At 35.2% G+C, this 22,021-nt stretch carries 19 protein-coding genes and 4 tRNA genes; 10 read left to right on the top strand and 13 right to left on the bottom strand.

All coding sequences use genetic code 11. The features are described 5' to 3' along the window. Positions 1-45: 45 nt before the first annotated feature. Positions 46-1,065 (bottom strand): rod shape-determining protein, encoded by a 1,020-nt coding sequence (locus KF896_12435; protein ID MBX3044514.1) that lies wholly within the window; start codon positions 1,063-1,065, stop codon positions 46-48. Positions 1,066-1,366: 301 nt separating this feature from the next. Here KF896_12435 and KF896_12430 point away from each other — a divergent pair, with 301 nt between their 5' ends. Next, entirely contained in the window at positions 1,367-2,632 is a 1,266-nt protein-coding gene (locus KF896_12430) for a hypothetical protein (GenBank protein ID MBX3044513.1), read from the top strand. Between the two features lie 182 nt (positions 2,633-2,814). Here KF896_12430 and KF896_12425 read toward each other — a convergent pair whose 3' ends face one another. The 5 genes from KF896_12425 to rsmG form a co-directional block, all read right to left on the bottom strand. Continuing rightward, entirely contained in the window at positions 2,815-4,776 is a 1,962-nt protein-coding gene (locus KF896_12425; protein ID MBX3044512.1) for an acetoacetate--CoA ligase, read from the bottom strand. Positions 4,777-4,790: 14 nt separating this feature from the next. Then, positions 4,791-5,195, bottom strand: a complete 405-nt coding sequence (locus KF896_12420) for an EVE domain-containing protein (protein ID MBX3044511.1) — start codon at positions 5,193-5,195, stop codon at positions 4,791-4,793. A gap of 12 nt (positions 5,196-5,207) precedes the next feature. Next, positions 5,208-5,729 carry a hypothetical protein gene (locus KF896_12415; GenBank protein MBX3044510.1) on the bottom strand — a complete coding sequence of 174 codons (522 nt, stop codon included), beginning with the start codon at positions 5,727-5,729 and terminating at the stop codon, positions 5,208-5,210. A gap of 142 nt (positions 5,730-5,871) precedes the next feature. Beyond that, positions 5,872-8,031 (bottom strand): OmpA family protein, encoded by a 2,160-nt coding sequence (locus KF896_12410; GenBank protein ID MBX3044509.1) that lies wholly within the window; start codon positions 8,029-8,031, stop codon positions 5,872-5,874. Between the two features lie 130 nt (positions 8,032-8,161). After that, positions 8,162-8,827: a 16S rRNA (guanine(527)-N(7))-methyltransferase RsmG gene (gene rsmG, locus KF896_12405; protein ID MBX3044508.1), complete on the bottom strand. Its 666-nt coding sequence runs from the start codon at positions 8,825-8,827 to the stop codon at positions 8,162-8,164. Between the two features lie 50 nt (positions 8,828-8,877). On the opposite strand from rsmG, the gene KF896_12400 reads away from it, so the two are divergent. The 3 genes from KF896_12400 to KF896_12390 all read left to right on the top strand — a co-directional run bounded on the left by KF896_12400 (position 8,878) and on the right by KF896_12390 (position 11,280). Further along, the gene (locus KF896_12400) at positions 8,878-9,531 is read left to right on the top strand and encodes a glycosyltransferase (GenBank protein MBX3044507.1); all 654 of its coding nucleotides are present in this window, start codon (positions 8,878-8,880) and stop codon (positions 9,529-9,531) included. Continuing rightward, a complete protein-coding gene (gene nth, locus KF896_12395) occupies positions 9,531-10,199 on the top strand; it encodes an endonuclease III (protein MBX3044506.1) in 669 nt (222 codons plus the stop codon). The genes KF896_12400 and nth overlap by 1 nt, the downstream gene beginning before the upstream one ends. Before the next feature lie 97 nt (positions 10,200-10,296). Further along, entirely contained in the window at positions 10,297-11,280 is a 984-nt protein-coding gene (locus KF896_12390; protein ID MBX3044505.1) for a hypothetical protein, read from the top strand. 3 nt (positions 11,281-11,283) lie between these two features. Here KF896_12390 and KF896_12385 read toward each other — a convergent pair whose 3' ends face one another. The 7 genes from KF896_12385 to KF896_12355 all read right to left on the bottom strand — a co-directional run bounded on the left by KF896_12385 (position 11,284) and on the right by KF896_12355 (position 20,497). Continuing rightward, complete coding sequence (locus KF896_12385) at positions 11,284-12,510, bottom strand: ABC transporter permease (protein ID MBX3044504.1); 1,227 nt, start codon at positions 12,508-12,510, stop codon at positions 11,284-11,286. Beyond that, positions 12,510-13,013, bottom strand: a complete 504-nt coding sequence (locus tag KF896_12380; GenBank protein MBX3044503.1) for a chemotaxis protein CheW — start codon at positions 13,011-13,013, stop codon at positions 12,510-12,512. The genes KF896_12385 and KF896_12380 overlap by 1 nt, the downstream gene beginning before the upstream one ends. A 95-nt stretch (positions 13,014-13,108) precedes the next feature. After that, positions 13,109-15,184, bottom strand: a complete 2,076-nt coding sequence (locus KF896_12375) for an insulinase family protein (GenBank protein ID MBX3044502.1) — start codon at positions 15,182-15,184, stop codon at positions 13,109-13,111. Between the two features lie 13 nt (positions 15,185-15,197). Beyond that, positions 15,198-16,553: an insulinase family protein gene (locus tag KF896_12370; GenBank protein ID MBX3044501.1), complete on the bottom strand. Its 1,356-nt coding sequence runs from the start codon at positions 16,551-16,553 to the stop codon at positions 15,198-15,200. A 132-nt stretch (positions 16,554-16,685) separates the two neighbouring features. Beyond that, the gene (locus KF896_12365; protein ID MBX3044500.1) at positions 16,686-18,314 is read right to left on the bottom strand and encodes a DUF814 domain-containing protein; all 1,629 of its coding nucleotides are present in this window, start codon (positions 18,312-18,314) and stop codon (positions 16,686-16,688) included. Between the two features lie 8 nt (positions 18,315-18,322). Beyond that, positions 18,323-19,198 carry a YicC family protein gene (locus KF896_12360; protein ID MBX3044499.1) on the bottom strand — a complete coding sequence of 292 codons (876 nt, stop codon included), beginning with the start codon at positions 19,196-19,198 and terminating at the stop codon, positions 18,323-18,325. Positions 19,199-19,303: 105 nt separating this feature from the next. Then, positions 19,304-20,497 carry an adenylate kinase gene (locus KF896_12355; protein ID MBX3044498.1) on the bottom strand — a complete coding sequence of 398 codons (1,194 nt, stop codon included), beginning with the start codon at positions 20,495-20,497 and terminating at the stop codon, positions 19,304-19,306. Between the two features lie 262 nt (positions 20,498-20,759). On the opposite strand from KF896_12355, the gene KF896_12350 reads away from it, so the two are divergent. From KF896_12350 to nusG, 6 genes are all read left to right on the top strand, one after another. Beyond that, positions 20,760-20,842 (top strand) — tRNA-Tyr (locus tag KF896_12350). A 27-nt stretch (positions 20,843-20,869) separates the two neighbouring features. Next, positions 20,870-20,942, top strand: a tRNA-Gly gene (locus tag KF896_12345). 92 nt (positions 20,943-21,034) lie between these two features. After that, positions 21,035-21,107 (top strand) — tRNA-Thr (locus KF896_12340). Between the two features lie 15 nt (positions 21,108-21,122). Continuing rightward, positions 21,123-21,195 (top strand) — tRNA-Trp (locus KF896_12335). 51 nt (positions 21,196-21,246) lie between these two features. Continuing rightward, the gene (gene secE / locus KF896_12330; GenBank protein MBX3044497.1) at positions 21,247-21,429 is read left to right on the top strand and encodes a preprotein translocase subunit SecE; all 183 of its coding nucleotides are present in this window, start codon (positions 21,247-21,249) and stop codon (positions 21,427-21,429) included. A 14-nt stretch (positions 21,430-21,443) separates the two neighbouring features. Next, the gene (nusG, locus tag KF896_12325) at positions 21,444-22,013 is read left to right on the top strand and encodes a transcription termination/antitermination factor NusG (GenBank protein MBX3044496.1); all 570 of its coding nucleotides are present in this window, start codon (positions 21,444-21,446) and stop codon (positions 22,011-22,013) included. Positions 22,014-22,021 lie beyond the last annotated feature (8 nt).

The raw sequence follows: 22,021 nt of genomic DNA, 5'->3' as shown, positions 1-22,021 counted from the left end.
GATTACAGTCTTAGTCATACAATACTACTCTTTTTCCGGTGGGCATTAATACCTCGTGCTTTTGATAAGCACTGAGGAATAATCCGATAAATTTTCCAGAACTTTTCCTGTACCCCTTACAACAGCAGTCAAAGGGTCATCAGCTACATGAACAGGAAGACTGGTTTCTCTTCTCAATCTTTCGTCCAAACCTTTTAGAAGTGCCCCACCGCCTGAGAGCATAATTCCACGGTCGAAAATATCGGCAGAAAGTTCGGGAGGTGTTCTTTCAAGCAGACTTAATACAGCATCTACTATCTCGTTAACAGATTCTGATAAAGCATCTCGTATTTCTCTTGAACTGACAATTATTGATTTTGGTACACCAAGAACAATATCTCTGCCTTTTACTTCAATTTCAATCTCTTCTTCGAGTGGAACAGCTGAACCGACAGTACATTTGATTGTTTCACCTGTTCTGTCACCAATCAATATATTATGAGTGCGACGGAAATACTGAACAATAGCATTAGTCATTTCGTCACCGGCGATTCGAATAGATTCATCAGCGACAATGCCAGAAAGTGCAATTACAGCAATTTCGGTAGTTCCACCGCCAATATCAACAATCAAATTACCAATCGGCTCGTGTACATTCAGTCCGATACCTATTGCCCCTGCCATTGGTTCGGCAATAAGGTGAACTTCCTTAGCACCGGCATGTTCGCAGCTATCGCGGACAGCGCGCTTCTCAACTTCTGTGATTCCTGAAGGAACGCATACAACTACCCGCTTTGCAGGCTGCCAGGACATCGAAACTTTACGAATGAATGCTCGAAGCATACCTTCAGTTATTTCAAAATCAGCGATGGCTCCGTCTCTGAGGGGTCTGATGATTTTTATGTCTTTATGTGTTTTGCCAACCATAGATTGTGCGTCATGTCCTATGGCTATGATATTTTTTGTCGAGCGGTCATAAGCTACTATTGTAGGTTCATTCAATACAATACCTTTATTCTTCATCCAGATAAGTGTATTGGCTGTACCTAAATCTATCGCAACATCATTTGAAAATAATTTAAACAATTTATCTCTTCGCCGATTATTCAATAAAAATTACAAAATGCATTTAATTCAACTTACAAAAATAGACAATTAGAATGAATTATGAAATTCTATTTGTTTAAATGTATAAATTTTTTTAATATTTTTTTCGTAAATGCAATTTATTGAATTATTTAAAGAAAAAATTTGTTAAATTATACAGTTATTTCCTGAATTCAAAATTTCCTTTGATTATATAGAAAAAATTTATTAATTTTACTGATTAAAATATTGGTAATTAATTATTTATGTATATATTAGTTTACATAAAGGAGTAGGTTAAATGAGAAACATTATTTTGAAAATTGTAATTGCAGGTTTGATAGCAGTTTCGATTTCTGCTTGCTGTACAACCCAACATTATGAGTACAAAACAGTAGTTTATCAACCGATTTATAAACCGGCTAACGAAATTAGAAACGGTGTCAAAGTGTCGCCACCTAAACAGCTTAAAAATACCGGAAAAATTTATGTTTATGGAAATTATATTTTTATTAATGAGAAAAAAGAGGGTATACATGTTGTCAACAATGCAAACCCATCTTCGCCTCAGATAATTTCTTTCATAGAAATACCCGGTAACGGCGACATTGCAGTAAAAAATAATATTTTATTTGCAGACAGTTATATTGATTTGATTGCTTTTGATATAACTAATCCAACTCAGGCAAATTTAGTAAAGAGAATTGAAAATGTATTTCCAAATTCACTTAATTCTGAAGTTTTTGGATTCAATGACCCTGATAAAGGGATTCTTATTGATGTGATTATGAAAGATACTGTAATCAAGTATTCTTACAAAGACTGCGGCGATGGTATGCCGATTGGTGTTGATATGAGTGAAGGCAGACCAAACGCTGATTTCTCAGGTGCCAAAGGTGGGGCAGGAGCAACAGGAATTGGAGGCTCTATGGCAAGATTCACAATTTATGATAATTATTTGTATGCTGTGGATAGAAATAATCTTCAGGTGGTTGATATCAAGATACCTGCTGACCCAAAATTATGGTCAAAATTAAATGTTGGTTGGGATATTGAAACTATTTTTCCGTTCAAGAACAGACTCTTTATAGGCTCTATGACCGGCATGTTTATTTATGATGTATCAACTCCCTGGAATCCTCAGTTGCTTGGTCAGTTTAGTCATGCCAGAGCTTGCGATCCCGTTGTTGCAGATGATAATTATGCTTATGTAACACTCAGAACAGGTACTGCTTGTGCCGGAAACCTGAATCAGCTTGATGTATTGGATATCCGTGATTTGCGAAATCCAAGATTAATCAAGTCTTATCCAATGCAAGAACCTGCCGGACTCGGTCTTGATAATGATATCCTCTTTATCTGTGACGGACCGGCAGGATTGAAAGTCTTTGATGCTGCAAATCCCGAAGATCTTAAATTACTTGACTGGCAGCCGGAGATGAAGACTTTCGATGTCATTCCTTTGGGATATTCTTTGCTGATGATAGGAGAAGACGGTTTTTATCAGTATGATTATTCCGATCCGAAAAAACTAATACTTCTAAGCAAAATTCCGGTAGTGAAGTAATCTTTTTATGTTTTTAAAAGAAAGTCGGTGAAATTATTATTTTACCGGCTTTTTTTTTTATTGAAATATATTCTAAATATCAGTTGCTTATTATCAGAATAATCTTTCAAAATTGACAAAAAGCTTTTAAATTATTTGAATAATGCATTAATTGTATATAGATAGTTATCTGAGTGGTAATCTTAACTCAAAATCTTTATATATTCAAACTGCTTGAGTGAATCCGGGTTCATAAGTGATGCTTTATTTTTAACATCTTCGCCTAAAAGAGTTTTAAGGACTGCAATTTCGACTTTCTTACCGTTCAAAGTATGGGGAATTTCATTTACACTGAAAATTTGTTCAGGCACGTGCCTTGGAGTCAGTTCTGATTTAATTACTGACCTAATCTTATTTTCCAAATCCTTATCTAATTTGAAATTAACTTTTGTTACTATAAACAAAATTACACTTACGTCATTTTCTTTTGGATATCCAATTACGACCGAGTCTTGAATTTCATCCATAGCCTCAACAATCCGATAGATTTCAGCAGTACCTATTCGCACTCCTCCGGGATTTAAAGTTGCATCACTTCTGCCATAAACAATTACCCCACCATGTTCTGTGATTTTGATGTAATCTCCATGCCTCCAAATGCCTTGATACACATCAAAATATGCAGAATAGTACTTTTGATTATCATCATCGTCCCAGAAATATACAGGCATTGATGGAAAGGGTGCAGTGCAGACCAGTTCGCCCTTACGAACTAAGACAGGATTTGCATCTTCATCGAATGCTTCTACTTTCATACCTAGACCGCGACACTGGATTTCATCTGAAAAAACAGGTAGTGTAGGATTTCCAAGCATAAAACAGGAAATTATGTCAGTACCGCCTGAAATTGAGGATAGCTGGAGATCACTTTTAACATTGTCATACACCCATCTGAAATTTTCACTGCTGAGGGGAGAACCTGTAGAAAGTAATACTTTCAGAGAGTCGAGGTTGAAATTATCTTTGGGAACGATTCCGGCTTTTTGACATGAACTTAAATATTTAGGACTTGTGCCGAATATTGAAATTCTTTCATCTTCGACCGCTTTCCAAAGGCGGGATATATCCGGATATGCCGGACTTCCGTCGAAGAGAAACAATGTAGCACCCGTCGAAAGCGATGAAACAAGCCAGTTCCACATCATCCAACCACAAGTTGTAAAATAAAATATAGTATCTAAATCTGTGAGATTGGTATGCAGAATTAATTCTTTAAGATGCTGTATTAATGTGCCGCCTGCACCATGAACAATACATTTCGGAACGCCAGTTGTACCGGATGAATACATTATATAAACAGGATGATTGAAATCTGTCTGCTCAAAATATATATCTTCAGCATCATTATTTGTAAAATTTTTGTAAGAAATGTATAAATTATCTTTCGGTATATTACTTCCAATTTGTTCGACGATAACAATTTTCTCGATAGAGTTGATAGAATTTTGAATTTGTTTGACGACCTGAAGTGATTCAAATTTCTTTCCACCATAATAATATCCGTCAACAGCGATTAATACTTTAGGTGCAACCTGAGAAAATCTATCCAAAACTCCTTGTGTGCCGAAATCAGGTGAAGTTGAAGTCCATACAGCTCCTATTGAAGTGGTTGCGAGCATTGCAATGACAGCTTCAGGACAATTTGTGATATATCCCGCAACTCTGTCACCTTTTTTTATGCCGCAAATTCTTAAAGCCTTAGCTAATTTCGCTACCTGAAGATATAATTCTTTGTAGGTTAGTCTTCTTGATTCCGAATTTTCACTATAATGTATAATTGCCGGCTCATCATCTGAAAATCTCAATAGGTTTTCAGCAAAATTCAGTTTTGCACCTTTGAACCATTCATAATTTGTTATGTCATCAGGTGATTTATCATTGTCTTTAAGTGAGAGGACTGTATCGAATCTTTTTGAATGAATTATATCAAAAAAGTCCCAGCAGCACTGCCAAAAATTAGCTATGTATATGACCGACCAATCATAAAGTTCAGAGTAATTCTGTAAATCAATCTTGTATTTTTCATTTACATAAATTCTGAATTTATTGATATTTGAATTTTCGATATTAGCAGAATTTGGAGTCCATAATGGAAATTTTTGCATAATTATTAACTGATTTACTTTGACAAATCAATGATTGTATTGTATTCTTCCTCTTTCAGTGGCATCACAGAAAGCCTGCTTTGTTTGATTAAAGCAATATCCTTCAAAGCAGGTGTATTCTTGATAGTTTCAAGTGTTACCGGGTTCTTCAGACTTTTAATGGCTTTGAGCTCTACGGCAAGCCACCGTTCATCATCAGTTGTAGTATCTTGAAAAGCATGCTTAGTAACTTCAGCGATACCGGCTACAAATCGTGTGCTTTGACTTTCATAGACAAGAACATTGTCACCAACTTCCATTAACTTTAGGTTGTTCCTTGCCTGATAATTTCGGACGCCATCCCAGTCCGTCTTCTTGTCCTTTAAAAGATTTTCCCAGGAATATGTATCAGGGTCACTTTTTACAAGCCAATAAGCCATATATTCTCCAAATTATTCAGTAAGTCCTAACAATAAAGCGTCTTCAACTGTAATTCCTGAATTAGGATTTGCATTTGTAATAGTATTAATTGTATCTGAGACAGAGTAAACCGGTTTACCGGCTTTCATAACTATGATTGTTGGTAAATCTTTGAGTTTTATTGTGCTTTCATAAGGATGATTATTATTTATAGAGCTAAGAGAATAAAGCTCGCACTTATCAAGTGGGATTCCTGCGGTTTCCAAAGTTTTCAGAAATGCAGGTGTTTGCAAATGTTTTCCGGGGCATGAGCATGATGGCTTTGCAAAAACAATGAAAGTATGTTCTGCGGAATTAAATTTTCTTTGAATTTCCGGCAAAATTTCTGCTTTAGGTTCATACTTATCCATTTCAAGATATATCCATGTAAAACCCGGTGTTTTAGCCATTTTTTCAAGTGCCATTTTTTCAGCATTGACATTAGTATTGTTTTCTGTACAAGCGACAAATGCTAATGCAAATATTGCTATTGCAAAAATGTATATTTTACTCATTTCAATTTCTCCATATAAAAAATATATTATTCACTAAACCAATTTATATAAACTAATAACTATAAAAACTATTTTACTCAAATAAAAAAAATCCCCTTGGCACTTTAATTGTATCAAGGGGAATGAATAATTCAATTTTAAATTATTTCACTTCATCGCAGGTTCTGACAACCTCAACAGTTATTCTTCTGTTTTGCTTGCGTATTGCTTCAAGTTCATCTGCTGCAATACTTTTCAGAGCCTGACCAGTTGGTTCCTGAATTTTTTGCTGCTTTGAGCCAAAGCCAATCGCACCGCGTATTCTGTCACCATTAACACCTTGTTCAATAAGCCATGTGCGAACTTTCTTAGCTCTGAGTTCAGAAAGCTGTTGATTACGTTTTGCATTTCCTTCAGCAGAAGCATGACCCTCTACTCTGATTTGCAGACCAGGGCATTGGTTGACATAATCCAAAAGTTTAGCTAAACTTTGAGCTGTACCCTCATAATCATAATTAAAATCATCAGTATTTACAATAAACAGAATATCAGGGAAATCAGTTTTAGTACCTATTTTTGGAGCAGGTGGACATCCATGACTTCCTTTTTCTTCACTTGGTACTCCGGGTGTAAGCGGACAATCATCCTCGCCGTCAATGATTCCGTCACCATCGGTATCAGGATTTAATGGGTCAGTCTTAGTTTCGAAGACTTCCTTTCCATCTGTCAGTTTATCATTGTCTGTATCGCGGTTTAGCGGGTCAGTCTTATATTTAAGAACCTCTTCGCCGTCTGATAAACCATCGCCGTCAGTATCCTTGTTCAGCGGATCAGTTTTATACTTATTAACTTCATCTCCATCTTTCAGACCATCCATATCGGTGTCTTCATTGAGAGGATTAGTTTTATACTTATGTACTTCATCACCGTCGCTAAGTCCGTCGCCGTCAGTATCCTTGTTCAGCGGATCAGTTTTGTGAGTCAAAACTTCATCACCATCAGATAATCCGTCACCGTCAGTATCAGGTTTCAGCGGGTCCGTTTTATGAGTTAGGATTTCAGCTCCATCGTTAAGCCCATCACCATCAGTATCGGGATTAGTAGGATTAGTTTTATACTTATTGATTTCGTCACCATCATCAAGCCCGTCACCGTCGGTATCCTTTGCTTTAGGATTAGTATTGTATTTCATCACTTCATCGCCATCACTAAGCCCGTCACTATCTGTATCAGGATTCAGCGGGTCAGTTTGATGTTTGTTTACTTCATCTCCATCAAGCAGTCCATCACCGTCAGTGTCAGGATTATTAGGGTCAGTTTTTCTGGCAACTTCTTCACCGTCATTTAAGCCGTCACTATCTGTATCGGATTTTACAGGAGAGGTTTTATAAGTGAAAATCTCATCATAGTCGGTCAGTCCGTCACCGTCAGTATCAGGTTTAAGCGGGTCAGTATAATAAATATATACTTCTTCGCCGTCTTTTAGACCATCGCCATCTGAATCAGGGTTGTAAGGGTCAGTCCCAAGTTCGCGTTCTCTTGAATTTGATAACCCGTCATTATCATAATCAGCATCACCAAGAATATAGTAGGAAAATCCTAAACCAAAAGTCATAAATAGGTCGTTTGCTTCGTCAGCATTGGCATCCCAATTTGAACCACTTTCCTGCTTACCTGCCAAATCATCAAGATAGTCTGTATTAGTAATACGTAATGTTGCCCGACCATTAAATACTAAGTCGTCTGTAAGATAGAATTCAAATCCGGCACCCACAGGTATAATTAAAAGCTGTTTATCATATATTTCCTTTGAATTATTGGGCAACGGTCCAAATCCGCCGACATCACCGGCACGTGGCTCGAAATCGAGATAACCTATACCTCCAAACACATAAGGTACGAATTTCTGTGAAGGGAAGAAATTATATGAAGCTGTCAGCTCATAGGTGTTCAATCTTGTTTGATTCTTTGGTTGGATAGTTGCACCTGTAATTGGGTCAACTCCAGGGTAGCGGTCACCCGGCTGTGCATTTTCACCAAAATATCCGGGATATTTATTGAGTGCGGCTGCATCTACTTTCCAACGCATCTGTGCTAGTCCGAAAGATCCCGTTAGGGACAATTGGGGAATAATGTTGTATCGGAGGAATAAATCTCCTCCAAGCCAAAACTGGTTATCGGTGAATTCACCCCAGTATTTTACTCCACCGGCATTAAAGCCAAACGATAATCGCTGACCTTCGCTTTGTGAATATGTATAATTAAAATTAAGCGATATTAGTAGCAATATTAATATCGCTTTAATAAGGAAAGTTCTGTTCATAATTAACTCCATATTTTAAAAAATAATTATCTTAATCAATGTTGGTATAAATTAAATTTAGACTAATTAGATTGAGTAATATTTCAAATAAGTATTTGGTGGATGGATTAATTATATTATATACAAAATATTAGTCTTTTTCAAATGTGCAGATGAGTATTTTTTTCCCTTCTTCTTTAAAATATGGAACTCCGATAAAATCTATCTGAATTTCTTTAATATCTAAATTTGGATAGAGATTTTTTGAGGCTGAAATTTCCTCGCTGAGGTCTCCACCTTTCAATAATACAATTTTTGCACCGGGCTTAATTATTCTACCTATCCAACCGATGATTATTTCTGTTTTCGCCACAGCGCGGGATAACACAAAGTTAAAATTTCTTCGATATTCCTGATTCTCAGAAAGTGATTCGGCTCGTGCCCATACTGCATCAATCTTTCTTAAGCCTGTGTGCTGCGCAAACATTTTTGTTATTTTGACTTTTTTATTGATTGAATCTACCATCAGCAAATCAATTTCAGGATTTGCAATTTTTACAGGTATTCCGGGAAGTCCACCTCCCGTACCAATATCAAGAACCTTTGATTTGTGAGGAAAATCCACATATTTAACTATTGCTAAACTATGCAAAATATGCCTTTCAAAAATATTATCTTCATCTTTGCGTGAAATGAGATTTACTTTTGAATTCCAGTATTTCAGTTCGTTGTGGTATCTCTCAAGAGAGTTAAGTTGTTCGAGACTCAAAACAACGTTATTGCTTGAGCAGACAGTCCATAATTTGACTAAATCCATATTGTTTTTTTGAAATTGGATAAAACGATAATACTAAAATAAGAAAATTGATGATTAGTGTAAACAAAAATATTATTCCCTTCTTTTCAGTGATAGTAACATGCTATAATCGGGGATTAACCCTACAGCGGGCACTAATATCCCTACAGTCACAGTCAGAGCAGGATTGGGAGTGCTTGATTGTTGATGATGGCTCAAATGACAGCTCTGCTATAATTGCAAAAAGATTTTGTGATTCTGACCGGAGATTCAGATATTTGTACCATTCCAATCGAAAGCAAGCACTTAGCAAAAATGCCGGAATGTTAGCAGCATCAGGAATTTATATCACTTTTCTTGATTCCGATGATGAATATGAAATCAAGCATCTCGAACTTCGCAAGCGTATTTTATGTCAGAATCCTGAAGTTGAATTATTGCATGGTGGTGTTAGAATTATCGGAAATGAATATGTACCCGATATGAATAATCCCAATAAGATGATACATCTTTCTGATTGTGTCATTGGCGGAACATTCTTTGTCTATAAAAATTCTGCACTTGCTATAGGTGGGTTCAATGATGTTGTTTATGGTGATGATACTGTATTCTTTGAAAAAGCAGTCAAAAATGGTCGTACGATTGCTAAAATAAATTATCCGACATATATTTATCATCGCAATAGTGATGATTCTTTGTGCAATACAATTAATCAAAATAACTAATGAAAACAAAATTTCCAAAAACTCAAAAAGCTGAAAAAGAAAGATTTTCCATAATAATCAACCGTTTAAAAGAAATATATCCTGATATAAAGATTCAACTGGATTTCACAAATCCTTTCGAACTTTTAATAGCAACTATTTTATCGGCTCAATGTACTGACGCAAGAGTAAATATTGTTACAAAATCACTATTCAAAAAATATTTAACTCCTTATGATTATTTGAAAGTACCGGTTGAAGAGCTCGAAAAAGATATATTTTCAACAGGTTTTTATAAAGCAAAAGCAAAAAACATCAGGGGTGCTTGCCGGAAAATTATCAGTGATTTCGATGGGAATGTCCCTGATAAAATGGATGACTTGCTCACTCTTCCCGGAGTCGGCAGGAAAACGGCTAATGTTGTTTTAGGACACTGTTTCAATACTCCCGGAATTGTTGTTGATACTCATGTTACACGAATTTCAAATTTACTTGGATTTACTGACACTAATGATGCAGTCAAAATTGAGTATAAACTTATGAAAATTCTTCCTAAAGAGGTCTGGGTTACTTTTACTCACTATTTTATAAATCACGGAAGAAATACCTGTATAGCACGGAGACCAAAATGCAGTGAATGTGTTGTTTCGGATTTGTGCCCTTCAGCAGTAAATAATTTCAATAATTAGATTATTTATTTGAAAGTATTTAGCATAATTTTAATATTACAAAATTATTTTGTATTTTGGTATGTTATAATTTTGCTTAAAATAATTAACATCTTATATGAGTTCAGAAACCATAGCCAGAGAATCATATTATAGCTTGTACAGGCATAACCTTACTCAGTATGCTGTATTTTCGGTTTTATTTGCTATTACTATTGTTATAGTGTTTTTTACAGTTCTTCCATTTATTCAAAATACTGTTGTGATAAATTATTTGGAGGGCAATGTAAAAAATAAAGGCGAAGAGATAAGTGTTTCAAAAGATATGCCTCAAAAAACAGTCAAGACAAACTATTATACTCGTTGGGCTATTGATATTTACGAAGGGAGTTCGCAAGAAGCAAGATATTGGTTTAACCCGATTTTATCATTAGTATTTCCTATATCATTGTTCTCATTTCTAATAACTCTAATGATTACATCAAATCTACCTATTGGAATTGGTTTGATGAGGCATAAAATCGAGCGTGAAATTTTAAATATTCTTGATAGCTGGCATTATAAGATATTTGGTAATTACTCTGAGGATAACAATAATGTTTTTATAGAAAAAATATTAGCTGCAGACACTAAAGATTTGCTCAATTATGCTGAGCAATGGGAAATTCCACCGGAGGACTTAAGATATTTTCAGAGGGTACTGATGTGGAGACAACATAATGCTTTAGTGAAAATATTTAGTTCATGGACAAGTTTAAAGTTTTATTTAAGGTTTTACTTTACAGATCAATATAGTAATTTAGTTTTAGGACTTGTATATATTGGTGCGGCTGTACTTATCATCATAATTGGTATGAGAGGTCTTAAATTTATTCCTTCAACTCAGCCATCGCTTGTGTTTTTTGCACTTGGATTGGAATTTTCAGTACTAATTACTTATGCATTTACAGTAATGTACAGTCGAAATGACAACGAAAATGCAGCTCAGACAAAATCAGGACACCACGAAGCTCCTCCATTACTTGCTGAAGAATTTGGAAATAACCGGGAAGTTGAAAATCTTTTAAGAGCCTTTCTTACATCAAACAGGAAGAAAAATTGATTATTATTTGAATTGCATTGCTTTAAGGGGTGTTACTTTTACAGCAATGAAGGCTGGTATGAGAGTTGCAACAACTGCCAATATCAAAGAAACAGAAGCTACAATAATGTAGTGTTCGAGTACAATTTCAACCGGGAGTACATCAAGAAAGTAAATTTCACCTTTTAATCGAATTATACCATAATTTTTCTGCACATAGCTGAATATATATGCAAGGCTTAATCCCATTATCGTTCCTTTCAGACCAAGAGAAAATCCTTTGTAAATAAAAATTCCTAAAATTTTCCGATTGTCCAGCCCTAATGCTCTTAGTATTCCGATTGTATTGGTTTTCTCTACAATTGTAATCAATAATGATGTTATAATATTAAGTACAGCAACAATCGAAATTAGCCCCAAAACTATTGGAATTGGTTCTTTTTGAATTTCAATCCATGAAAAAATTGAACCGTGATAGTTGAAAACTGTAAGCCCAAAATAAGGATAACGCAGAAAACTTTCAATAGAGTCAACCAAAAAAGGTGCTTTGTAAATATCATCAAGCATTATCTGGTACATTGAAGCGGAGTAAGCAGGCATATCAAAGAGTTTGAGCGCTTTGCCATATGGAATGAAAATTAAAATGTCGTCGTATTGCACCATTCCGCTATTATACAAAGCCGTGATTGTATATTTTTCAACTTTTGGCTCCGGTAGACCAAAAAGACTTTTGGCTTTCATAGTAAGTATAGTAATTTCATCGCCAATTACAGCTGATAATTTATCTGCAAGCCTTTTGCCAATAATAACTTCGCGAGCGTTTGAGTCTGTAAATCCAAACTTGCCATCAATGATAAAACTTTCCAAACCTGATATGCTCATCTCCGGAAAAATTCCACGAATAGTAACTCCTTCGGTAAGACTGGACGACTTAATCAGTCCCTCTCTTTCGCATACAGGTTCTACCGCTTTGACTTCAGGAAATTGATTTTGTATTCCGCTAACTGTTTCAGGGTAATTTAAAAGTGGTTCGCGGTTAAATGATGTTATGGTAATATGGGAAGTAAACTTAATTGCACTTTCATGAAGCTTTTTATCGAAGCCATCAAGAATAGCCAATGACAAAATGAGCGCCATACATCCAAGCATGACGCTCACTAATGAAACTGCAAGAGTGAAATTAATAAATTTTTGTCTCTTAGATGAACTCGTAATTTTGTCTGCAATAAATCTGATGCTTGATAAGCTCATTAAACTGCCACTGATTCCAAATTTGTAAGAGATTGCTTTTCATTGGTATTTAATATCATTTCCAGGTCCAATAATATTAAAATTCTGTCTTCGAGCTTGCCAATAGCAGTTATATAGTCTGCATTGATGCCTGCTATTATTGCCGGAGGCGGCTCGGTAATGCTTCGTGAGATACGTAAAACCTCATTTACACAATCAACAAGAAAACCAATGATTTTATTTTCAAGTTCAACCACAACAATTCTACTTTCAACACTTGACTCGATGCTTACCATTCCGAGTCTCTTCCGTAAATCTATCACAGGGATTACCTTGCCACGCAGGTTAATTACACCTTCTACAAAGTGCGGAGCGTTCGGAACGCGTGTGATTTCTACAAGTCTGATAATTTCCTGAACTTTCAGAATGTCAACTCCAAACTCTTCTTCACCGATATTGAAGCTTACAAGCTGTAGGATATCATCCTTTTGTTCTTTACTGTACGTATCATTTAAATTTGCCATATAGTAACCTTTTTATTTTTACATATTTTAAAAGTATGATTATTTTTTGAATCTGCAAAAATAAAATTTATAAAATGAATATTTATTCAATTTTTTTATTTTTGTGGTTTAAAAACCTCTTCTTCAATTTCAGGATTGATTTCATAGTTTGATTTCATAGTAATTACGAAATTAGGAGTTCTTGTTACCTGAACAGTTGGTAGCTTAATACCCTGAAAATCCTGATAATCACTATAAGAAATACTCCAGATTTCCGACATGCCAATTCCGCTGTCTATTAAAAATTCCTCTTTTTCTAATAGATAATTGTCCGCGTTGAAATAATATGTTTTATCGCTTCCGGTTTCACTTGTTGCCATAAGCAAAATAGAATTGCCCTGCTTGCCCTGTACTTCCAGTTTGTAACTATACTTCTGAAGAGTTAAAATAGGAAATATTTCAGCATCAAAAAACATTCGCTTTTTATCATCGCCTTCCTGTATAATTGATTCTTGGTCTCCCTGAGATGACCAGGCATTTTCACCATCAACCCAAACCTGACTTTTGAAAACGTTGAAATCAGAAACGTTATATAATTTATTTGGTAGTTTTTTCTGAGAAAGTACCTGCCCCTGGAGCATCTGACCACCGACATTCAATTCAGCTTCACTTATAACATTCAATGAAGTAATCTTTTCAACATTGGATTTTCCACCTATAGCCTTTTCGTATCTGTTTATTAAATCTTTTGCCGATAAAGATATTTTTTCTGTTTTTCCATCTTTACCACTTAGGGCATTCAGGTCTAAATCATATTTAAAAACAATTCCGTATTTTTCAAGTTCGGAAGCTATAGCCGGTTCTCCGACAACAATGATTTGAGCATTATCAGGATTAATATAGCTTTTAACAGCAGTTGTTATGTCATTAGGAGTCAGCGACTTAATTTTTGATGCGTAAGTTTTTATTTCATTGATTCGTTTTCCGTAAAATTCTTCATTCTGAATAAGCGAAGCGATGAATAAACTGTTTTCAAATGACATATTATAATTTCCCAGCAAAGAAGTCCGCACTCTTTCAAGTTCTTCGGATTTAGGTGAGTTGGAGATTATATCATTTAACTCTGAAATTACAAGTGCTATTGATGAATCTGTTTTTGCTTTAGCAACTTCAGCAACGGCAGCAAATCTGTTTGCAAATTTAGTAGAAGTGTGAAATCCGTAAGGAGAATATGTAAATGAATACTTTTCTCTTAATGTTTGATATAATCTTCCATTTGATCCGCCAATCAAAGCTGAAGCGAGTTTTAACCTTTCCAAATCAATATGATTGTAGGGAATTGTATTAGTGGTAATAATAATGGAAGACTGAGCAGAGCCACTGCGATTGACAAAATATATACCTTTTGGCATTGGTGTAGCTTCAGGTACATTGATAGCAGGAACTTCAGATTTTGACCAATTCTTGAAAAGTTCCTCAAGTTTTTTAACTATTATATCAGGGTCAACATCACCAACTACTGCAATAGATGCATTATTTGGTTTTGTCCATAATTTGTGGAATTCTTTAAGGTCATTAACGTTAATAGAATTTACACTTTGTTCTGTTTTCCTTTGTGCATAAGGGTGGTCTTTTCCGTAAACTGCTATCCTTGAAAGAGCCTGAGCAAGCTCACCGGAATTAGATTTTTCAAATTGCAGACCTGCAAGAGTTTGCTGCTGAATTTTGAGGAATTCCTGCGTATCAAATTTTGGATTCAATAAAATATCCGCCATAACATCAAGTAATGTGGATTCGTATTTTTTTAAGCCTTCAGCATAAATAGTCCAGTAATCGCTCGTTGCGCTACTTGAAAGTGTTGCCCCCATTCCGTCAATAATTTCTGCAATATCGCCTGCACTTCGCTTTTGGGTTCCTTTGGTCAGCATTGATGTAGTTAATTCTGCGACACCTGCTTTCGTACCCTCAACACTTGCTCCGCCGAAAATCATCAATCTGAATGATACTACAGGTTGTTCTTTGTCCTGAATGACATAGACTTTAAGTCCGTTTTCGAGTGTATTAACAATATAATCAGGGAATTTGAAACCTGTTTCCTCAAGTGGCTCAGGCATTAAATCAGGATTAAAGTCTTTTGCAAGTAAACTTATGTTTACAAATAATAAAGTTATAAATAAAAATAATTTATACATTTTCAATTTCTCCCTATTTTTGAGATTCAGGTTTGTAAATTAAAACTACCTTATTATTTGTATTAAGGTAAACTTGAGCTGCTTTCATAATATCTTCTTTTGTAACACTCATATATTTTTCGAGCTCGGAATTAATAAGTCCCGGGTCATTATAATAACTTTGGAAACTTGCAAGTTCTCTTGCTTTATTTGATGCAGATTTCTTACTGCAAACAAAACCGGCTTCAAAAATTGCTTTCGCTTTTTCAAGCTCATCGTCCGATATACCTTGCTTAACAATTTTATCTAATTCCTCATAAAACAAACTTTCAACTTTTTTTATACTTTTGCTTTGTCCGGGTACACCTACAAAAAGCATAACTCCCGCTTTTTCGAGTGGTATCATATTGAAATTTGCTGCAACAGCTTCCTGCTCGGTATCAACAAGTCTTTTGTATAATCTTGAGCTTTCTCCTGAAGAGAGAATTTCAGAAAGCAAACTTATTGGGTAATAGAGTGAATCAACCAGTGCAGGACCTCTGTAGCCTATAAAAATTGCAGGCATTTGAGCGAGCTTGTCGCTTACTTCATGTCTAATTTCACCTTCCAATGGCGGCATATTAAATACTTCACGTTTTGGTAGTGATACAGGCTCTATACCGGCAAAATATGAATCCACATATTTTTGTGCAAGGGTAATATCGAAATCGCCTGAAATTACTAAAGTAGCATTATTAGGCTGATAGAAATTGTTGTAAAAATCTCTGAACTGCCCGATTGTAGCTTTAGCAATATGTTCCTCAGCGCCAATAGGAGTCCATGAATATGATCCATCTTTAAACAGCGTTGCCATCATTCTGTCAAGCATATCGCCATAGGGCTGGTTCTCAGTTCTTTGCTTTCTTTCTTCCTGAATTACTCCACGCTGGGTTTCCACTCCGATGGTGTCAACATTCAGTTTGCGAAGCCTTTGGGATTCAATCCAAAGTGCAAGTGGTAACTGATTTGCAGGAAGATTAATATAATATACTGTTTCATCAAATGAAGTGTGAGCATTTAAATTGCCACCTGCATTTTGAATTAAGCGGTCAAGCTCTCCGCGCTGAATTTTATCGGTTGATTCAAACATCAGATGTTCGAAAAAATGTGCAAAACCGGTCATCGAGGGATTCTCATCCTTTGAGCCTACTTTATAGTGCATAATTGTTGATACAACCGGTGCGGTTTTATCAATATGATAAATTACAATAAGTCCGTTTGGAAGCGAATCTTTGTGAAATCTGATTGGGTTGAAACTGCTTACTGATGCTGATAATGAGATACTCATTGACAGAAAAATAGCAGAAATCAATGTTAATAAAATTGATTTTCGGCTTAGTCCATAATTCATTTATTTGACTCCGTAATATTGTTTATGACATTATTAATACGAAAAAAAAAGAGAAAAGTTAATTTTAAATTTTAACAAACTTCAAAAATACCACATTTTATTGAAAAGGTAATGTAAGTTTTTAGTAAACATCTAATTATTGTCATCAGGAAGTTTTGGCTCTGCCATAATAACTGTTTCTTTCGATACAACCACAGCTCCGACATTAGCACCTTTCGGTTTGCGTACATACTTTTTGAAAGTCCATATAACGGGCACATATTTAGCATTTCTTGCACCTGAATAGAAAGCAGTAATTTCGGCTGCACGCTGCAAAATGTTCTTAGGTGGCTTTTCTTCTTTATCCATCCTGATAATAGTATGAGAGCCGCTTGAACCTCTTGCATGAAGCCATACATCATTCTGATTGGCGAATTTCATTGTAAGCTCGTCATTATTTGAGGCATTTTTTCCGGCATAGAGAACATATCCTTCGCCGAGTTCAAACTTTCTGAATTTTTCTTCCATTGTCATTTTTTTAGTATTAACTCTTTTTCCTGTTGATTGTTTAATTGTACCTTCAAATCGGGTTAAATCTTTAAGACGGTTTACTTTAGATAAATCATCATTCTTTTGTCTTACAATTTTTAACTTATCAATCATTTCAGGCAATCTTTTCTTGCGAATTTTTATATCTTCCTGAGTAGAATGCGCTTTATCGAAATATTTTTTAGCATTTTCAATTAAATTCAGTTTTGGGTCAATTTTGATATTAAATGAATTGCCTGACCAATCTGCCACTTCAATTGATTCTCCAAACTTGCCTTTACATTCAGGATGAGACAACAGAAGCTCAGCCCAAAGCCTGTAATCTGCCATCCTTTTTTCAGCCGATTCGATATCCTGCATATTTTCAATAGCTTTTTCGAGTTTGCGCTGCTGCTTATCCAGAAAGTTTTTGATTTTGCTGTATTCTGCACTGAATCTACTTTCAATTATATCAGAAACATTTCTTTTGTGAACTGCTTCAGAAACACTATCATGATTGGATTTCAATTCGTAACCGCATAATTTTACAGGCGACATAATATTTTTGCCGCTACTATTTTCGAGCACAAAAAAATGATTCGAGCTTTCAAGTTCATTTTTCAATTCGTCTGAAATGCGTAATATTGCATCAAACTGATTTGCATTTAGATCACTGATTTGCATTTCCGGTTTGATCGTGCCATCGCTCAAGCGATGAAAAACTTCACTTGCGTAAGTATTTCCAAACAAATATTTTGAATTTGCAATAGCTGATTTGATCTTAGTATCAGAAGGAAAATCACTTACATTTTTTTGATGTTCTTCAGGCGGCATGAATGCTGATTCGGTTTGATACTGACCGGCTTTGAATGAATCAATAATTAGATTATCACTGTTCAATACCAGAAAGTTACTGTAAACCCCGCCAAATAATACAGCATAAACTGTGCTATGCAGAAAATTGATTTTGATTATTCGGCTTTTTCCCAAAACTTCAGCCGATTGTAGAATATCACCCTCTAAACTTTCGAGAAGTGCTACAGAATTTTTTCCGGCTCTGCGAAATTTTGGTTGTAAAAAAATAGAATCATATTTTCCATCAGCATTGAAAATTATATAGTTTTCCCTTTTGCCGTCATTAAGTCTTATTATTAATTCATCCTTTTCCTGCGAAAAGCATTCATCAACAACACAGCCCGCAAGGGTTTCAATCTCGCGGGCTATATGCAGTAAAGTATAATAATTTCTAACCATATAGAGAATTATTCAATATTCTGAATCTGCTCTCTGATTCTTTCTAACTCTTCTTTTACAGTTACGATCAACTGTGAAATCTGAGCATCATTAGCTTTATTACCGATGGTATTTACTTCTCTTCCCATTTCCTGAAGTAGGAAATTGATTTTTCTGCCGGATGGTTCAAGAGATTTAACCGTTTCATAGAAAAAAAGAAAATGAGAATTAAGCCTTACCACTTCTTCGGAAATGTCAAGTTTATCGGCTAAAAGCACCATTTCAGTTTGAAGTCTCTGCTCGTCGTATTCATCACTTTCAAAGAGCTGGGCTATACGCTGCCTTAATCTCTCGCGTTCAGCCGGAATTTTCTCAAGACCTAACTTAGAAACTTTCTCGACTAATTCTGTAACATTTCTCATTCGGTTCATTATATCCTTCATAATCTGCTGACCTTCTTTCTTCTGCATATTATCAAGATTTCGAACAGAATTTGTTACAGCATTCTTAACTACATTCATAATTAATTCTTCGTCTTCGCCTTCAGTTGTAGCGATTATTTCATCAGAAAATTTTAGCAAATGTTCTATTGAAACATTCTGCTTGATTTTCAGCTTTTTTCTGATGTTATTTAAAGAATTATAAATGTTTCTGGCAGCATCTTCTTTTATTGAAAAATTACCTGTTGCAGCAGAGGACTCAACGTTTATGTTGACTGTTAAAGTTCCTCGTGATACAGTACGTCTAAGTAATTCTCTGACTTCATACTCACGATGCTGAATATTCCTTGGCATTTTGCAATTGATATCAAGATATCTGCCGTTTAAGCATTTAAGCTCAACAGTGGCGTGAATGCCGTTTTCGTTTACTTCAGCCTTGCTGAAGCCTGTCATACTTTTTATCATATTAAAAAGCTCAAAATTTTATATAATTATTATTTAATGATTTTATTTGAAAAATCATGGTTTTCAATTTTATTAATTTAAACCAGCACTAAGCTGATTACTAATTTATCTGATAGCTTTAAATCCAAATTCAATTTCATCTGCAACTCTCTGATAAACTTCCTCGAAAGTCCCGACACCGTTGATTTTTGTACCACCATGTAAAGCACTATATTTACCTATAACCGGCACCGTACGTTTTTCGTGTTCCTGCAATCTCTTGATAATAGTAGAAATATTGGAATCATAAGGCATACTGGAATCAGTGGAACTTCTTTGTTCCAGACGACGAATTAATTCTAAAATCGGTACTTCAATTTCGATTACTTTTGTTATTGATGAAGTATGTTTTCTGAGTAAACCATCTAAAATATATGACTGAACAAGCGTTCGCGGGAAACCTTTGAAAATAAATCCCTTTTGGTCATTTATCACACTTAGTTTCTTTTCGATCAACTGTACCACTATTTCATCAGGTATCATCTGCCCAACCTCATCAGAAGAGAGCTGTCCCTTTTCATGCATCTCGAGAATTTTTTTGCCAATTTTAGTATTATCGTTTACTTCCTTAACAAGGAGCTGACCTGTAGATATAAATTCAAGGTTATATTGCGCTGCAAGAGCTTTACCAATAGTTGACCTGCCACTGCCCGGATATCCGAATAAAACAACATTGAGAAGACTTTTACTTAATTCTTGTTTAACGATTTTAGTAATATCAATTTTTACATCATCAATACCATTTCTACCATCAACTTCATAATAAATACCTTTGTCTTTGTAAAACTGAAGCACAGGAATTGTTTTTTCGTAATATTCTTTAAGTCTGTTACGGATTACAGTATCATTATCGTCGGATCTACCTGAGGTAATTCCACGGTTTAATAGTCTTGTAACAGATTCCTCCTTTGGAACTTCTATGCTGATTAAACAATTGAGTTGTGTGTTTAGCTTTAGCATAAGTCCTTCAAGAATATAGGCCTGAATGTAAGTTCTCGGAAAACCGTCAAAAAGAAATCCGTTGTATCCCGGATTATCTATTATTGATTTTTCAATTATCTGAACAATTATTTCATCCGAAACAAGTCCACCTTGTGCAATTATACTTTTGACTTCATTTCCAATAGCAGAACCATCAGCAATTTCTTTTCTGAGTAAATCACCGGTTGAGATGTAAAAAAGGTTATACTTTTTTACTAAAAATTCAGACTGAGTACCTTTACCTGCACCAGGGGGACCAAACAAAGCTAAATTTAACATTGAAAAATCTCTTAATATAAAAGAATATGCAGTTCAGTTATTCACTAAATCTCAAACTTAATAGAACTGCCTGAAAATAAGTATCTTAAAATAATTTCCAAGAGAAGAATTTATCTGCAAAATATTGTTTTTGAGATAATTTATTTAGAAAATCAAGCAAAAAATAATATTAGTATAGAAAAAAAGTAAAAAAAAGTAAAAAAAAGTAAAAAAATATTTTGGTATTAAATAAAAAAGTATTACTTTTGTAAGCTCGTTTGAGGGGCAGATACCGAAGCGGTTAAACGGGGCAGACTGTAAATCTGCTAGGGAATCCTTACGGAGGTTCGAATCCTTCTCTGCCCACAAAAATACAGGACTTTGACAATCTATGCGGGAGTAGCTCAATTGGTAGAGCATCAGCCTTCCAAGCTGAGGGTTGCGAGTTCGAGTCTCGTCTCCCGCTCTGAATGAGTCTGTCAGCCACGAGGCATTTAGCATAATCGGAGCATATTCGGTTGTGCATACTTTATTTTAAGTAAATTTAAATGCCGGTATGCTGATGTAGCTCAGCTGGTAGAGCACGTCCTTGGTAAGGACGAGGTCACGGGTTCAAGTCCCGTCATCAGCTCAATATTTAGAGCATACGGGTGTAGCTCAATTGGTAGAGTAGTGGTCTCCAAAACCATTGGCTGCGGGTTCAAGTCCTGCCACCCGTGCGATTTAATGTACTTTATAGTGCAATTTTTTATAAACTAATGTAACAAGTCATGGTTGCAAAAATAAAGAAGTTCGTTAACGAAGTTGTGGCTGAAATGAAGAAAGTTTCATGGCCATCTAAAGAGCAATTACGTGAATCAACTGTGGTGGTTATTGTTGTAACCGGCATCATCACTTTATTCACTTTCATCATTGATGAAATAATGACCCTGATTGTAAAATCAATTTTTTAATTTGAATATTAATAATGGCTGAACCTACTAATATATCACAATATGAAAGTCACGAACCTAAATGGTACGCTATCAGAACTTTTACAAGCCACGAAACTAAGGTTAAAACGGCGATTGAGTCTGAATCCAAAAGATTAGGTTTGGAAGATAAGATATTTGAAGTAATAATCCCTCAGGAAACAGTTTTTGAGGTTCGTAACGGCAAACGTCGTACGAGAATTAAAAATTTTCTGCCGGGATACATTATTATTCATGCCATTTTAGATAGAAAAATAAAAGATGTTATTACTCAAATTCCTTCTATTGTCAGTTTTGTCGGCAGAAGAAATGAACCGGTACCACTTCAGCTCAGTGAAATTGAAAGAATAATTGGCAGAGTTGAAGAACGTAAAGATATTACTACTGTGGAAACAAGTTTTGCTCCAGGTGATCCGGTTAGAGTAATTGAAGGTCCGTTTAACACATTCAACGGTACAGTAAAAGAAGTTAACATCGAAAAACAAAAATTAAAAGTTGAAGTTGGTATCCTCGGTCGTAAAACACCGGTAGAGCTTGACTTTAACCAAGTGGAATTAGAAATTTAATTTTAGAA

Source organism: Ignavibacteriota bacterium (genome assembly GCA_019637995.1).
Classification (GTDB): Bacteria; Bacteroidota; Ignavibacteria; order Kapaibacteriales; family UBA2268; genus JANJTB01.
Note: the sequence above shows the minus strand (reverse complement) of the source record. Positions and strands in the feature narration are given on the sequence as shown.

Excerpts from the sequence above, each read along its gene's own strand:
- KF896_12430 (MBX3044513.1), top strand. The coding sequence starts at position 1,367 with ATGAGAAACATTATTTTGAAAATTGTAATTGCAGGTTTGATAGCAGTT.
- KF896_12425 (MBX3044512.1), bottom strand. The coding sequence starts at position 4,776 with ATGCAAAAATTTCCATTATGGACTCCAAATTCTGCTAATATCGAAAAT.
- KF896_12420 (MBX3044511.1), bottom strand. The coding sequence starts at position 5,195 with ATGGCTTATTGGCTTGTAAAAAGTGACCCTGATACATATTCCTGGGAA.
- KF896_12415 (MBX3044510.1), bottom strand. The coding sequence starts at position 5,729 with ATGAGTAAAATATACATTTTTGCAATAGCAATATTTGCATTAGCATTT.
- KF896_12410 (MBX3044509.1), bottom strand. The coding sequence starts at position 8,031 with ATGAACAGAACTTTCCTTATTAAAGCGATATTAATATTGCTACTAATA.
- rsmG (MBX3044508.1), bottom strand. The coding sequence starts at position 8,827 with ATGGATTTAGTCAAATTATGGACTGTCTGCTCAAGCAATAACGTTGTT.
- KF896_12400 (MBX3044507.1), top strand. The coding sequence starts at position 8,878 with ATGATTAGTGTAAACAAAAATATTATTCCCTTCTTTTCAGTGATAGTA.
- nth (MBX3044506.1), top strand. The coding sequence starts at position 9,531 with ATGAAAACAAAATTTCCAAAAACTCAAAAAGCTGAAAAAGAAAGATTT.
- KF896_12390 (MBX3044505.1), top strand. The coding sequence starts at position 10,297 with ATGAGTTCAGAAACCATAGCCAGAGAATCATATTATAGCTTGTACAGG.
- KF896_12385 (MBX3044504.1), bottom strand. The coding sequence starts at position 12,510 with ATGAGCTTATCAAGCATCAGATTTATTGCAGACAAAATTACGAGTTCA.
- KF896_12380 (MBX3044503.1), bottom strand. The coding sequence starts at position 13,013 with ATGGCAAATTTAAATGATACGTACAGTAAAGAACAAAAGGATGATATC.
- KF896_12375 (MBX3044502.1), bottom strand. The coding sequence starts at position 15,184 with ATGTATAAATTATTTTTATTTATAACTTTATTATTTGTAAACATAAGT.
- KF896_12370 (MBX3044501.1), bottom strand. The coding sequence starts at position 16,553 with ATGAATTATGGACTAAGCCGAAAATCAATTTTATTAACATTGATTTCT.
- KF896_12365 (MBX3044500.1), bottom strand. The coding sequence starts at position 18,314 with ATGGTTAGAAATTATTATACTTTACTGCATATAGCCCGCGAGATTGAA.
- KF896_12360 (MBX3044499.1), bottom strand. The coding sequence starts at position 19,198 with ATGATAAAAAGTATGACAGGCTTCAGCAAGGCTGAAGTAAACGAAAAC.
- KF896_12355 (MBX3044498.1), bottom strand. The coding sequence starts at position 20,497 with ATGTTAAATTTAGCTTTGTTTGGTCCCCCTGGTGCAGGTAAAGGTACT.
- secE (MBX3044497.1), top strand. The coding sequence starts at position 21,247 with ATGGTTGCAAAAATAAAGAAGTTCGTTAACGAAGTTGTGGCTGAAATG.
- nusG (MBX3044496.1), top strand. The coding sequence starts at position 21,444 with ATGGCTGAACCTACTAATATATCACAATATGAAAGTCACGAACCTAAA.